Here is a 10,548-nt window from a genome sequence, read left to right on the forward strand (position 1 = left end):
CATCGGTTAACCATAAAGCAATGATAGGAGCGGGTGATGGCTGACACTTCGATTGAATGGACGGACGCAACGTGGAATCCAGTCGCTGGGTGCACAATCCTTACCGCTGGGTGCACCAACTGTTACGCAATGCGGATGGCGGCGCGTCTGGAGGCCATGGGTGTTGAGAAGTATGTCGGCACCACGCGGAAGTCAGGCGGACGTGCAAAATGGACTGGTAAAATCGTTCTAGACGATAAGGCTTTGTCTATCCCTGAAACGTGGTCAAAGCCTCGCCGCGTCTTTGTGAACTCGATGTCTGATCTGTTCCATACTGATGTGCCAGAAGATTTTATACAAAAAGTGTGGAGTGTAATGGCGCGTACTCGTCGTCACACATATCAGATACTCACCAAGCGCCCAGATCGCATGGCTGAGATACTGAGTAAAGACGGGTTTAAAATCCTGCCCAATGTCTGGCTGGGAACAAGCGTGGAAGATGCGCGTGTCCTGCATCGTCTTGATGAACTTCGGGAAGTTCCAGCGGCTGTGCGTTTTGTATCTTACGAGCCGCTTATAGGCTCTGTTGCCGGCGGTAATCTCAAAGGAATCCATTGGGCTATTGTCGGTGGGGAAAGCGGTCCAAACTCTCGCCCGATGCATCCGTCTTGGATTGACGAAATATTTGATCAGTGCACCGATGCTGATGCAGCATTCTTTTTTAAGCAGTGGGGCGGAAAGAACAAGAAAGCGACCGGTCGAACCTATCGAAATAAAACGTGGGATGAGCTTCCTGTTTCAAACGTTGGGCTTTAGCAGATGGTTGCCGATCCTAGTAGCAAGTCCAATAGCTTTAGGCTCTGGATTAGAGATTGCCAGAAATAAGGAAAAGATCGGGGCGCCCCGGTCGTTGTACAGACGTTTGGGTTTCAAGACTTTTGGAAAGAGCTTTGATAATCTGTTTCTGACGTACAACTCAATCGCTTCCACATCAGCCGTTCTTTGGACGCGCGGGTCAATTTCGCCTAGTAAATCCATTACCTTTGGGCGTTGATACCATTCATTCATCCAATCATCTGTTCCCAGCATGCGAATGAGGGCGCGTTTCTTTCCGGCATCAAGCTTGTCAGGGTCTCGAGTCGCCTGGCGAAAAATGCCAGACAGAGATACTAAGTACCATACATCGATCGCTTCAGTTTTTTGAATTGCCTCTAATGTTGCCCAGTCTACGGCCATTCCATAGGGATCGAGAAACATAACTGCGCGTTTTCCCAGCCAATCGCGTAACTTGAGCTCCTCCAATATCATCGAATTGGCTTCTCCACGCACTACATCAATTTTGCGGTTGGGATATTGGCTCGCAAGTTGACAGAGAGCCTGATAATGGCGTTTCTTTTGTTCGATAAATATGAGGCGATCGAAGGCGGGTTTTATATCTATCGCTATCTGTGCAGAGCCTCTACGGTGTTCGATCCGCTCATCTGTAGATGGGAAAAAGCCACCATCTATGGCTTCATGTTTCACCGTCCTCACACCAGTTCCGGCAAAAGCGTCAATATACCAGAGTTCAGGAAACTTTTCTCGCAAGGCCGTAGTGAAGGCTTTCAGGTAGCCCTCGACAAGTGATAACTTGAGATCTGTAGAATGATTTCCAAACTCGTGATCATTCATGTGCGTCCCCCCGACTCATTAATGTGATGCATCCTACATCAATGATGGCGTAACTTTGCTATCTTGTTGTGTAGGTCCGGTTGGCCCTCACACAAGATCTAGCGGCGACAAAACGCCGTTAACGCTTCGTCAAGAATGTTCTTGTTTCGTTCTCATATCTGAGTCATCCTGTCGCACATAACAAGCGTACAGGGAGTAACGAGTATGAGCATGCAAACGCAGTATGTGGTGCAAGCCTATAGCAAGGCACCGAAGGGCAAACTCAACGCCGATGCACCTTTTCTGGCAAAAGACCTAGGACACGCGCGCCGAGTTGCTGAGAAGCTGGCTTCGATCAAGCCTGCTGTCATTGCCTTTGTGAATAAGGGTGATGCAGATACCGGCGATTATGAAGAACCAAAGCTCATCTTCGCTCATGGCGACAGACTGCCGCCAGAAGTCGAAGAAATGGAAAAGATATAGCGGCGGGAGGAATGAATGATTAAATTCGTAACCATTCAGCCGGGCAAGGAAGGTGATAGGCTGGAATTATTGCGCGTTGCCACGCTGAATGGTGGTCTTCTCACCGCAATGAGAAAGGCTGAGTTCAAGGCTAACGAGTTAGCTGAGACTATGGCTTCACTTTATGGTGGTCAGTGGTCTGTCCAGATTGATCATCAAGCTGAATTTGTTCTTGTTCGTCGCCATTCACGCGAATTGCGTTCATTATGACGCTCATCACGACAAGAATGTCTTGATCGTTCAACCCTTTAATGCGGCGCAACATGGCTTCGATCTGTGTTGCCCCGCTAATTTTATCTTCAGGTGAGCCGCCTTCACCGAAAAGTATCCAACCGGGATCGACGCCAAACAATTCCCCGTATTTTTCGGCAGCTTTGCGCGAGATCGGACGATTGCCGTTCTCGTTGCTAATCAGGGTGTTCTTGTTGATTTCTTTAAGTACGCGCGCGGCGTCACTCGGGGTTTCAAACCCGGCCTTAATTCGCGCTTCTTTCAAACGGTCTTTCGGTTCCATTCGTACATTATGACTTACTATTGTCGTTCATAGTGTACGATTTGTGTTGCAAAACGGTCGTACGTTATGTACGATGCAATCATGATGAACACGCCAGACACCATTACCGACCTGATTGATAGCTGGGGCAAAATTTCAGATTTCGCCCGGGATGTTGGCTGCGGATACGAGGCAGCAAGGCAAATGCGACGGCGCGACAGTATCGCTCCCGAGCATTGGGATAAGGTCGTCTCAGCGTGCTCAAAGCGAGGGTTAAAGGGCGTCACGTATGTGTGGCTCGCCTCACACCGATCCCGCAAGGAGGTCCGAGCCTCTGCGCGACAACCGCAACCATCAACCCTATCAGGAACCCTATAATGAGCGACGATATCACATCGGAAGCGCAGACGATTGCCGTTGGCCAGCTTCGGGCATTCATTGAGCGAATTGAACGCCTCGAAGAAGAAAAAAGAACCATAGGCGAAGATATCAAGGAAGTTTACGCGGAAGCCAATGGCAGCGGCTTCGATAAGAAGATTGTCCGCGAAATTGTCCGCCTCCGCCGCAAGGAAGACCACGAGCGTCAAGAGGAAGAAGCCATGCTTCAACTCTACATGGACGCTTTGGGGATGTCGTAAGCCATGACCGCGACCGTTTTCCCAACCCATGATGGAACATTCATCGCCTCTTGCCGTAAGACCGGCAGGAGCGCGAGCGGTCGCACGCACGCACATGCATTGCAGAATTTTCATTCGTTGGTGAACTCCTCCCACACTGACGAAGAAAGCCTCACCGCCTTCAATAAGCGCGGTGAGGCTCCCTTTTCGAGCGAGGGGCGGCGATGAGGAACAAGCCTCGCTCAATCTCCAATTCAAGAACCCGTCGAGCGTCCTTTGTGTCGCGATCTTTTCCGTTCGCCCGGATATTCGACGGTAGCGGGTGCCTCCGGGCGAAGCGCAGCGTTCAAGGCAGAAATACCTGGAACCCCCTCTGCGCTGTGCATTTCGGTACCCGCACCTTTTTCTTTTCGGGCAATCGCTGCTTTTCGTGCGTTCTGCAAAACGCGCCATGCGGCATGCCCGATGTGCTCCAAACCTCAACTCCTGCTCTCGTTTCGTCTCAGCCTCTCTTTGCTGTCCTGAAACGTAGCTGGAGAGCTTTGCAATGTCCGACAAAGGTTTTGAAGGATCTGACAAAATGAGTGTCGAGTTTGTCAGCAGCGCCAGAGGGATGAGTGATTTCATCCTTCAAAGCACCTACCGGGGGCCGGGTGATACCGTTGACGCTGCAATGCACCGGGCTGAGCGCATGTATGGCGCTCCAGCTTCTTGGATGCATCGCCTCCGCTATCGATCAATCAAAGATATGCCTGTTTCCGCATATGCGGCCATCGCTCGCGCCTACAAAGCGGCGCTTGAAGCATCAGAAAAAGCCTATGCGGCTGAGAGGGAACTAGCCCATGCGCGCAATTCGAAACTTCTTGGCATCGCGGATGCTCTGGCTGGAACGCCTTTTGCAAGCAGCGTGGCAGAAATTGCGCCAGTACTGGTTAAGGCTGACGCAGCGGCAGAGGGACGAAAAGACCTTCCCGACGCGAATAGAGAAGGGTGAACGATGAACCCTTTCGCCGCCGCTGTTCTCTCAACTCTCCTGACAATCCTGCTGGTCTGTTTGATCGGCCTCTATTTCGCATGGAGGATGTAATGACGGCTACAGCACGCGGACTTTTCAGAGCGACGGGCAATAAGGCCAAGCCAGTTCACATCATGCTCGATGGCGAGATTGTTAAGGCCGATTCCCTTGTTCGTGAAAAAGACGATTTTTATCCGACGCCCCCGGAACCTACACGCGCATTTCTCCATGCGGAGATTGAGCGACTGCGCGACTTTCCTTGCATTTGGGAGCCAGCAGCAGGCGACGGCGCAATGGTCCGAGAAATGGAATCGCTCGGGCTGGTCGTTCGTGCATCGGATTTGATAGACCGAGGCTGCGATGCGGATATCCGGTCCTTCTATGAGTTCCCGGTAGCTCCGGCTCCGGCCATCGTGACGAACCCGCCATTTCAAGAATGCGGCTGGGGCAATGGCAAAGCACGATGGCTTTACCACGCGCTGGATACGCTTGATGTCGATTATATGGCGCTGCTGCTCAACTGGACGTGGCCCGGTGCTGGCGGTCTTGCATCATTCTGGGGCCGGTTCCCCGCCGCTCGGGTCTACCTCATGCGTTGGAAGATCGATTTCACCGGCCAAGGCTCTCCACCAATGCTCAACGCTTGGTTCGTCTGGGACAAGGGGCATCGCGGCGAAACCATCCTGCGCATGCTTGATCGCAAGGACGCCAGACAGGGCGAACTTTTTGGAGGTGAACTTTGACGATTACCCTTCAAGACAAACTTGCTCGCGTCGAAAAGATCAAGAATGAAAAGGTCTGGTGGCTCGCTGACTTCAGCGAAGGTAAGAGCAAGCGGCCAGATCATGAGCTTGAGAACCGCCGAGTTGACGTTGAAATCCTTGAAGCTGTTGCTCAGGACTACCGGAATGCCATCGCCCGTAAGGCAGAAGGCGAGGCGGCATGATCAAGCTCGCGCTCCCATTCCCTCCCTCTGTCTGGGATATTTATGTCGGCTGGGGCAAAACACGCCGCCTATCGCCGGAATATGCGAAGTGGCGCAGTGACTGCGGCTATTTCCTCAATGGCAAGAACGAATTCATCGAAGGCCCATTCAGCATTCAGGTTGCCTTGAAGCGTCCGCATAAGCGCATGGACCTCGACAACCGAATGAAAGCGCTTCTGGACGTTCTCCAGCATTACAAGGTCATCAAAAACGACAGCCTCTGCGAACGCCTCACAATGACGTGGGATGCGGGTTTGAAAGAGGAATGCGTCGTTATCTTGCAGCGCGCCCAGGAGGCGCAAGCGGCATGAACGGTCTTCCATATTACAAGGCATATCCGCGAGACTTCATTGAAGGCACCATTGGCATGCCTTTCGAGCTTAAGGCAGCTTATCGCCTTGTCCTCGATCTGATCTACATGCAGGGCGGAAATCTTCCCGATGACGCCCGTTACATTTCAGGCCTTCTCGGTTGCACGCTTCGCAAGTGGAACTCACTGCGCGGTGAACTCATTGCCATGGGCAAAATCGAAATTAACGGCGAGTTTGTGACGAATAAACGCGCAGTTATCGAACTCGAAACTACGAGAAAATTCACGGAAAAACAGGCCGAAAACAGGTCCAAGCCCAATAAAAACAACGGCTTAAAATCTCCACCGTGCGACCATACAGATACAGATACAGATAATACATCTTCACTTCGTTCAGATGTTAAGGCGCAAGCGCCCGAGAAGCCTTCCGTCAAAAGCGAATTGATGAAGGTAGTTGACGAAGATCACGCTCAAGCCGTGATCGAGCATCGCAAGGCGATAAAAAAGCCAATGACCGTGCGAGCAGCGCAGCTTCTCGCTGGCAAATTCGCCAAATGTCAGAACCCGAATGCCGCTGTGGACATGATGATTTCCTCCGGCTGGCAGGGGTTTGAGCCTGAATGGCTGGAAAACCGCAAATCTTCAACCCGACGCGAGCCTCCTCCCAAACGTGGTGAGACAGCCACAGACATTTGGGCCGACGAACTGCGCGAACGAGGAATTCTACGAGATGAACCAGATAGCTACGCATCAGACCTACTCGATGTTGGTGACGGAGGACGATATTTCGAAGGCAATGTACGTCCTCTCCGCGTTGCCTTCTCGGGTTCAAAGTGACCGGAAACTGTTCAAAGAGGTCTATTTCCGGGCGCTGCATGGTGTTTCGCGGCACAGCCTCGAAGTGGCCGTCCAGAACATCATCCAGGGGCATTCCGATCTACAGCACGGGTTCATGCCGTCGCCGCCAGAGCTTCGCCGGGAATGCGAGCGGGTAATGAAGCCGATCCTCGACAACATGGCCTATGTCAGGGAAGTCGAGAAGGCTCGGGCCGAAGCGATTGCTTACAGCAAATCCCACACAAAGACCGACCAAACACAGGGCCGTGAGGTGCTGGCAGTTGGCATTGATCACGGGACATGGGTTTCCAGAGCGAAGCATGAATATCCTGCTGGCTCTCTCTGGGTGGCAAAAACCGCAACAGTTTACGGACCGGCGAGGGCCGCATGATTGCCGCTTACCACAATCACACAGACCAGTCAGTCAGCCGATACCTGGCAGAGAAGGACGCCATTTACGGAAAGCCTCTTCGCTTATGGCAATCGGGCAAGGACACGCTGGAAATTGCCCAGATCATGGGGATTGCCGAAGCGGATGCTCACAAGCTCGTTTCCACCGCAATCAGCCATTCAAAGCGCCGGAAGGCAACATTCATTCCGCATGGAGAACTCGTATGAAGCCTGAAACAGTTTTGATCAATGAATACCTCGCCAAGCATGGCGCCCGCCGGTTCGAGCAGGGAACGTCTTCCGGAATCCACGGGCTTGCACCTTTCTTGGCTGAATATGGCTATGAGGTTGCCGGCGTGCCCCACGGAGGCGTCAAGGTTCGTCGTGGCAAAGGCCAGTGGAGACGTATGTCCATGCCGGGGCTTATCGCGCTGGCAGATGAAATCCGCATTGCGCAGGGGCTTCAACCCTTCAGCGCGGCGCACAAGCAAGCAGCATAGGACAGGCGATGCTCTACGTGGTCAGCAACGTACCGGCGAAAGTCCAGACACAGAAAAGCATCGACGCTTTCTATGCAAAGACTGGCCCTTGCTGTGCTGGCTGCGATTACTGGCGTTGGGTGAGCGCGACAGTTGGCGAGTGTGTCCGCTTCCCTCCTAACCAGAACCATGACGCGGCGGCAGGACTCGGCATGACTTCATGCTCATTGCCGCGCTCAACATCAAATCTGACAAAACGGGATCATTGGTGCGGCGAGTTCCGAGACGATCCCGTTCAAGCATAACCAGGTCAACGAGGAACAGACATGGCGGCGATAACTGAACAGCGAAAGATTGCAGACAAGAGATTGCGCGATGCGCTTAAAGTGGCGCGGCGTAAGCATGATGAGCCGGGCAGCCTGAAATCAACAGTACGTGTACGCGAAGCTCCGAACCCTCATTTCAACCCGGCGCATCACCCTTCCAGGTCGAATCCGATCAAGGTTGAAGCGTTGGTCAATATCCGGGAAAGCGCGGTCGGCACTCTTTATGCTCGTGGTCATATCAATGACGCGCAGTGGGCTGCTGCCGGACGTTTCCGTATGTACTGGGAGCAGTCAGGAGCAAAGGGTGCCATTGCTATCGACTACGGCCGGGTTCAGGTTGACGGCGGCAAGGCAATTGATCCGTTGCCTGATCGTGTGGTCGAGGCAACGCAACATCTCAATAGTTGCCTGCCGGTTCTCGGCAAACGCACCTTCGATATCATGATCAAAGTCGTAGGGCAGGGCATGGAAATTGCCGATATAGCAACGACGCAGCGCGAGAAAACGACATTCAGCGATTATATCAAAGATGGCCTCGAAGAATTGGCTGTGCATTGGGGCTATAAAACGCGATAGGTAGTTGCCCGCTTAAGCGAATTACACTATATTTTGTAATGTGGTGATTTGCGCTTAAGGCGCGCCCACTCTGCAAGGCGGCCTTCGGGCCGTTTTTTTATGAGTGCAAAAGTGGATATTATCGAAGCTCATAAGCGTTCCATTCATCACCGACCTGAGATTGAGGCCAGCGGGAAGTGCGGGTGCTTCTACTGTCTGGAAATATTCGAACCGGGTGCAATCACAGAATGGGTTGATGACGATGACACGGCCCTTTGTCCCCATTGCAACATTGATTCAGTGATTGGTGACGCATCCGGCCATCCGATCGAAGTAGGCTTCCTGAAACGAATGCAGGATCATTGGTTTTAATTTTATGCGAGTGCAAGTAGCAGGCGACCGAATGTCCAACCGGTTGCCGGGAGGTGCAAATCCTCCCACAGCGCCAGATACCGCGAGAGCGGCACGAATGGGCGGTTCCTCCACGCCTGATGCTTTGCTGAGGGTAGCTGTGGCTGGCAAATCCACAGAGTAGTCAGCAAGGAACCGGAGGCACCGGGTTAGCCTCAGAAGCTGTTGCCAGATAGTTTAGAGTGATCCCGGTGAAACTTATTCGAGGCAACGCCTCAACGGAATGCGAGAGGGAGACACTCATTCCCGCCCTGTCTACGGATAGGCTCGCACAGAATGCGAGGCGGTGAAAGCCGTGAAGGATGGGGAAGCCCCGTCCGTTCCTCGCATGTAGCTGACGGCCAGCGAAGATAGCCGTAGTCGGTTAATGGTGGCGTAAAGATGTTGTGAGAGCCTCGCCCGAAAGGGTCCGACTAGCGCACCAATCAAAACGGGATGGCCTCATCCTGCGGCATTGACCGGAGTTTCAAGAAGTCGTCACGATCAAAGATATTGTAGCCTTCGATCCATACCTTAAGGTCAAACGTGGCATGTCGGACAAACTCTTGAGCGGTTTCGAGTTCGGTGAACTCGTATGGCCGTGAAGTTCCGTCTTCTAAGAGTTCCAATACCTTGATCTGATACATTGCTGCCTCCTGTTCCCATCAGGATAATGCAAATATCTAAATGCAGGATCAATAGTCAGCCCTCATGCAGTACCGCCCCACTTATCCGGGTAGCGCGAGACATGAGGGATTGAGACAGCGGAGAGCCATGAAGGGACCGCGAGAGTTAAAGCGTTATGTCGCCAAGAACCGTAAATTGCTGAAAAGCAGATGCTGGGATGATCTCGTCATCTTCAAGCTGGAACGGTGCAAGAAATGGCGGAAAGCGCATCGCAGGCCTAGAGATGGGTATCTCGCAAACTAATCAGAACGGCGGCGCTGAAAGTCGCAGAAGCGCAGAGAGCAGTTGCGGGTAGCACTAGAACCCGATAGCCGGGATAGCGTCCGGCCCGTTCTGAGCAAAGTTAGAAAATCTAACATTCCTCCCCGGTCAGCAAGATCGGCTTGCCGTCGCCTTCGGGTGGCGGCTTTTTCATTTCAACAATCGGAGAACGATATGCGCTTTGGTTTTGCTGCCGCGGCGATGGCTCTGCTGTCGTCTGTTCGTGGGTTCTTTGGCGGTAGCATCGCTATGCCGCCGATTGTGCCTCTGGGTCAGCCTCGCGGCCGTTTAGCGTCTGCGCAGGAGGTCCAGGATTTGATTCGCTGCGGATTTAACAAAGCCAACTTCTGATCTCAATGTGTCGACCTTCTTCTCAACGGATTGTATCAGCGTCCCGGAATTAAAGTAGTCGGTAACACCAAGAATAGCGCTACAGCTAGAACAGCAAACAGCCATCATTTTATAGCGGCCACCTGACGGAGATATTTCCGTTAGCTTAGTCCCGATATGATTGCAATGTCCGCATTTCGCCATACTCGAATCCCCAAGGTTAGCCGATGCCTGTTCTGAAAAATGCCCGTCATGAAGCGTTTGCGCAAGAGCTCGCAAAGGGAAAGACTGCGGATGAAGCATACAGGATTGCAGGCTTTAAACCGAACCGCGGGAATGCTGCGACGTTAAAGCGGAAACAAAGCATTTCAAAACGGGTGAGTGAGCTTCTCGAATGGGAACAAACGGTAGAGCGCAAGGCCACTGAAAAGGCCATCGACAAGCTCGCGATCACCAAAGAGCGAGTTCTAGCAGAGCTGGCAAAGATCGGGTTTTCGGACATTCGGAAAGCCATCAAATGGCATGGTTCGCTCGTAACCGAGGAAGACAATCCCGATGGCGGTGACGTGCTCGTCGTCAAGAATGTGGTCACGAATAACGTGCAGCTCGTATCGAGCGACGAAATTGACGACGACACGGCGGCGGCTATCGCAGAGATCAGCCAGAATTCTACCGGCGGGATCAAGTTGAAGCTGCATGACAAGAAGGCCGCGCTTGTCGAC

The 10,548-nt window shown here is 52.7% G+C and carries 16 protein-coding genes and 1 pseudogene; 14 read left to right on the top strand and 3 right to left on the bottom strand.

The window, feature by feature from the left end; genetic code table 11:
* Window positions 1-36 precede the first annotated feature (36 nt).
* The gene (locus ABWW28_RS17190; protein WP_353391566.1) at window positions 37-795 is read left to right on the top strand and encodes a DUF5131 family protein; all 759 of its coding nucleotides are present in this window, start codon (window positions 37-39) and stop codon (window positions 793-795) included.
* Here ABWW28_RS17190 and tcmP read toward each other — a convergent pair.
* Window positions 778-1,650: a three-Cys-motif partner protein TcmP gene (gene tcmP, locus ABWW28_RS17195; protein WP_231193235.1), complete on the bottom strand. Its 873-nt coding sequence runs from the start codon at window positions 1,648-1,650 to the stop codon at window positions 778-780. The two genes, ABWW28_RS17190 and tcmP, sit on opposite strands and share 18 nt — an antisense overlap.
* 204 nt (window positions 1,651-1,854) lie before the next feature.
* Here tcmP and ABWW28_RS17200 point away from each other — a divergent pair, with 204 nt between their 5' ends.
* Complete coding sequence (locus tag ABWW28_RS17200) at window positions 1,855-2,112, top strand: hypothetical protein (protein WP_151599590.1); 258 nt, start codon at window positions 1,855-1,857, stop codon at window positions 2,110-2,112.
* A 337-nt stretch (window positions 2,113-2,449) separates the two neighbouring features.
* Here ABWW28_RS17200 and ABWW28_RS17205 read toward each other — a convergent pair.
* Window positions 2,450-2,665 (bottom strand): annotated as a pseudogene (locus ABWW28_RS17205) (peptidase S24); the annotation flags it as partial.
* A gap of 356 nt (window positions 2,666-3,021) precedes the next feature.
* On the opposite strand from ABWW28_RS17205, the gene ABWW28_RS17210 reads away from it, so the two are divergent.
* From ABWW28_RS17210 to ABWW28_RS17260, 11 genes are all read left to right on the top strand, one after another.
* Window positions 3,022-3,282: a DUF2312 domain-containing protein gene (locus ABWW28_RS17210; RefSeq protein WP_063621016.1), complete on the top strand. Its 261-nt coding sequence runs from the start codon at window positions 3,022-3,024 to the stop codon at window positions 3,280-3,282.
* 526 nt (window positions 3,283-3,808) lie between these two features.
* Complete coding sequence (locus ABWW28_RS17215) at window positions 3,809-4,255, top strand: hypothetical protein (protein WP_305400668.1); 447 nt, start codon at window positions 3,809-3,811, stop codon at window positions 4,253-4,255.
* A gap of 92 nt (window positions 4,256-4,347) precedes the next feature.
* Entirely contained in the window at window positions 4,348-5,019 is a 672-nt protein-coding gene (locus ABWW28_RS17220) for a hypothetical protein (RefSeq protein WP_151599586.1), read from the top strand.
* Window positions 5,016-5,222, top strand: a complete 207-nt coding sequence (locus tag ABWW28_RS17225) for a hypothetical protein (RefSeq protein ID WP_151599584.1) — start codon at window positions 5,016-5,018, stop codon at window positions 5,220-5,222. Before ABWW28_RS17220 ends, ABWW28_RS17225 begins: the two co-directional genes overlap by 4 nt.
* Window positions 5,219-5,572 (top strand): RusA family crossover junction endodeoxyribonuclease, encoded by a 354-nt coding sequence (locus ABWW28_RS17230; protein WP_353391570.1) that lies wholly within the window; start codon window positions 5,219-5,221, stop codon window positions 5,570-5,572. Before ABWW28_RS17225 ends, ABWW28_RS17230 begins: the two co-directional genes overlap by 4 nt.
* Window positions 5,569-6,408 carry a phage replication initiator YdaU family protein gene (locus tag ABWW28_RS17235; RefSeq protein ID WP_353391572.1) on the top strand — a complete coding sequence of 280 codons (840 nt, stop codon included), beginning with the start codon at window positions 5,569-5,571 and terminating at the stop codon, window positions 6,406-6,408. The genes ABWW28_RS17230 and ABWW28_RS17235 overlap by 4 nt, the downstream gene beginning before the upstream one ends.
* Window positions 6,368-6,799, top strand: coding sequence for a hypothetical protein (locus ABWW28_RS17240; RefSeq protein WP_353391573.1), 432 nt, complete (start codon window positions 6,368-6,370; stop codon window positions 6,797-6,799). The genes ABWW28_RS17235 and ABWW28_RS17240 overlap by 41 nt, the downstream gene beginning before the upstream one ends.
* Window positions 6,796-7,026, top strand: a complete 231-nt coding sequence (locus ABWW28_RS17245) for a hypothetical protein (protein ID WP_353391575.1) — start codon at window positions 6,796-6,798, stop codon at window positions 7,024-7,026. The genes ABWW28_RS17240 and ABWW28_RS17245 overlap by 4 nt, the downstream gene beginning before the upstream one ends.
* Complete coding sequence (locus tag ABWW28_RS17250) at window positions 7,023-7,298, top strand: hypothetical protein (RefSeq protein WP_353391577.1); 276 nt, start codon at window positions 7,023-7,025, stop codon at window positions 7,296-7,298. The genes ABWW28_RS17245 and ABWW28_RS17250 overlap by 4 nt, the downstream gene beginning before the upstream one ends.
* 305 nt (window positions 7,299-7,603) lie before the next feature.
* Window positions 7,604-8,179 (top strand): hypothetical protein, encoded by a 576-nt coding sequence (locus ABWW28_RS17255; RefSeq protein WP_179504128.1) that lies wholly within the window; start codon window positions 7,604-7,606, stop codon window positions 8,177-8,179.
* Between the two features lie 111 nt (window positions 8,180-8,290).
* Entirely contained in the window at window positions 8,291-8,530 is a 240-nt protein-coding gene (locus ABWW28_RS17260) for a cytoplasmic protein (RefSeq protein WP_353391580.1), read from the top strand.
* Between the two features lie 464 nt (window positions 8,531-8,994).
* Here the strand turns inward: ABWW28_RS17260 and ABWW28_RS17265 are convergent, their stop codons facing one another.
* Complete coding sequence (locus ABWW28_RS17265) at window positions 8,995-9,195, bottom strand: hypothetical protein (protein ID WP_112701460.1); 201 nt, start codon at window positions 9,193-9,195, stop codon at window positions 8,995-8,997.
* Between the two features lie 858 nt (window positions 9,196-10,053).
* Here ABWW28_RS17265 and ABWW28_RS17270 point away from each other — a divergent pair.
* The coding region (locus ABWW28_RS17270; RefSeq protein WP_353391582.1) for a terminase small subunit at window positions 10,054-10,548 on the top strand (495 nt) is incomplete at its 3' end.

It is taken from the genome of Brucella sp. NBRC 14130, assembly GCF_040371715.1.
In the GTDB taxonomy this organism is placed as follows: Bacteria; Pseudomonadota; Alphaproteobacteria; order Rhizobiales; family Rhizobiaceae; genus Brucella; species Brucella intermedia.

Excerpts from the sequence above, each read along its gene's own strand:
- ABWW28_RS17190 (WP_353391566.1), top strand. The coding sequence starts at position 37 with ATGGCTGACACTTCGATTGAATGGACGGACGCAACGTGGAATCCAGTC.
- tcmP (WP_231193235.1), bottom strand. The coding sequence starts at position 1,650 with ATGAATGATCACGAGTTTGGAAATCATTCTACAGATCTCAAGTTATCA.
- ABWW28_RS17200 (WP_151599590.1), top strand. The coding sequence starts at position 1,855 with ATGAGCATGCAAACGCAGTATGTGGTGCAAGCCTATAGCAAGGCACCG.
- ABWW28_RS17210 (WP_063621016.1), top strand. The coding sequence starts at position 3,022 with ATGAGCGACGATATCACATCGGAAGCGCAGACGATTGCCGTTGGCCAG.
- ABWW28_RS17215 (WP_305400668.1), top strand. The coding sequence starts at position 3,809 with ATGTCCGACAAAGGTTTTGAAGGATCTGACAAAATGAGTGTCGAGTTT.
- ABWW28_RS17220 (WP_151599586.1), top strand. The coding sequence starts at position 4,348 with ATGACGGCTACAGCACGCGGACTTTTCAGAGCGACGGGCAATAAGGCC.
- ABWW28_RS17230 (WP_353391570.1), top strand. The coding sequence starts at position 5,219 with ATGATCAAGCTCGCGCTCCCATTCCCTCCCTCTGTCTGGGATATTTAT.
- ABWW28_RS17235 (WP_353391572.1), top strand. The coding sequence starts at position 5,569 with ATGAACGGTCTTCCATATTACAAGGCATATCCGCGAGACTTCATTGAA.
- ABWW28_RS17240 (WP_353391573.1), top strand. The coding sequence starts at position 6,368 with ATGTACGTCCTCTCCGCGTTGCCTTCTCGGGTTCAAAGTGACCGGAAA.
- ABWW28_RS17245 (WP_353391575.1), top strand. The coding sequence starts at position 6,796 with ATGATTGCCGCTTACCACAATCACACAGACCAGTCAGTCAGCCGATAC.
- ABWW28_RS17250 (WP_353391577.1), top strand. The coding sequence starts at position 7,023 with ATGAAGCCTGAAACAGTTTTGATCAATGAATACCTCGCCAAGCATGGC.
- ABWW28_RS17255 (WP_179504128.1), top strand. The coding sequence starts at position 7,604 with ATGGCGGCGATAACTGAACAGCGAAAGATTGCAGACAAGAGATTGCGC.
- ABWW28_RS17265 (WP_112701460.1), bottom strand. The coding sequence starts at position 9,195 with ATGTATCAGATCAAGGTATTGGAACTCTTAGAAGACGGAACTTCACGG.